The sequence below is a fragment of the Mesorhizobium sp. M0019 genome (assembly GCF_040323975.1).
In the GTDB taxonomy this organism is placed as follows: Bacteria; Pseudomonadota; Alphaproteobacteria; order Rhizobiales; family Rhizobiaceae; genus Mesorhizobium.
Window position 1 is genome coordinate 1 of sequence record NZ_JAMYVK010000123.1, and the last position, 1,542, is coordinate 1,542.

Annotated in this window: 1 protein-coding gene; it reads right to left on the minus strand. The window is 63.0% G+C overall.

Annotated features, from left to right (window positions below; genetic code table 11):
- Positions 1-316: 316 nt before the first annotated feature.
- Positions 317-1,432: an IS110 family RNA-guided transposase gene (locus NKK47_RS34930; RefSeq protein ID WP_352515958.1), complete on the minus strand. Its 1,116-nt coding sequence runs from the start codon at positions 1,430-1,432 to the stop codon at positions 317-319.
- Positions 1,433-1,542: the final 110 nt, after the last annotated feature.

The following is a 1,542-nucleotide window of genomic DNA, read 5'->3' on the forward strand; positions in this document are numbered from 1 at the left end:
CCACTCTCATGATTGCTGACAATGGCCTTTGACATAAGCTGCAGCCCGCCGATCCGATCGGCGGTCGAGGCACTTGTACGGCGGATATGAGGTGCAAGAGGCGGGACTTGAACGTCGGTCAACAATCTCTCATCCGCGGGTCGAGCCGCATGACCTGGTTTCGTTTGGGGCTGCCTCTGTCTAGGTGGCGAGCGTCGAGGCTCATAGTGGGGACGAGGGCTCCCCGGCATTGTCCCGCCTCCAGCGCCGCATATCGCGCCGAGGCTGATGTTTGGGTTTTTGCGATCTCCTCTGCTGGCTGTCTGTCAAATAGTGGTCACGCCGCCTTTGGCGCGGATTGAACTGTGCAGGCGATCGACCAGATGAAGCCCACCATCTCGCGTGCGATGGCGACATTGACGACGTTCGCATTCTTGCCGCGCGCGCTCAGCCGACGATATCGGGTGCACAGTCGAACTTGCGCTTTCCACCCGATATCGCGAACGACTTTTGGCAGCGCCTCGATCCGGTCGACCTTGTGCCGGCTGATGCGCGCTCTCATCCGGTAAGCCCAGGCGGCTTCGACCAGCGCGCGCCGGGCATGAGTGTTGCCGGTCTTGGTGATGCCGCCGCGCCAGACGGTCTCGCCACTCGATTGTTCTCCGGGGACCAGGCCGAAATAGGCCATGAGCTGGCGGGGGGTTGAGAAGCGTGTGAAGTCACCGACCTCCGCGACCAGCACCACGGCATTGATCAGCGCGATGCCGCGCATCGCCTGCAAGGCGTCAACGACCGGGCGCTGGTTCCATTCCGGGAGCAGGCTGAGTATCTGTTCCTCGACCTGCTGCAGGCGCCGTTCCGCATCCGTGACGGCATCGACGTAATCCTGAAATGCGATCTGCTGGGCGGGATGGTCGAAGGCCAATGTCGAAAGCCATCGCCGGTAAGCCTTTCGCCAGGCCGTCCCACGCTCATGCTTGCGCCCGTGACGCAGCAGAAATCCTTGAAGATGTTGGCGCGCTCGCGTCACCACCTGTCGCACGACGCTGCGCAGCCGGATCAGGTCGCGCATGGCTTCATGATCGGCGTCGGGCACCCAGACGGGGGTCAACTCTCCGGCCCGATGAAGGCGGGCGAGCATGGTGGCGTCGCGACGGTTCGTCTTCACCCGATCGCCAGGCTTCCGCGGAATCAGCGACGGCGCCACCACGTCGCACCGATGGCCGAGGCGCGTCAGTTGGCGATGAACGCCATAGCCGCACGGGCCGGCCTCATAGCAAAACGCCAGCCGCTTGCCGGACCGTCCGAGGCGATCGCACAGCTTGCTCACGGCATTAGCGTCATTAGCAATCTCCCCGAGATAGTCCACCGAGCCGCAGCGTCCGCTCTCCGCCACCGCGACCGAGATCCCTTCCTTGTGAACATCCAAACCGACAAATCTGATATGGTCCATATGGCCCGTCTCCTATGCATGAGGCTCTGCGCCGGCCAGCCGGCTTAACCCTCGTACCGTTGCATATCGGATGACGGGCCGCCCTCAGGCCCAGCAATCATAGGGACTAG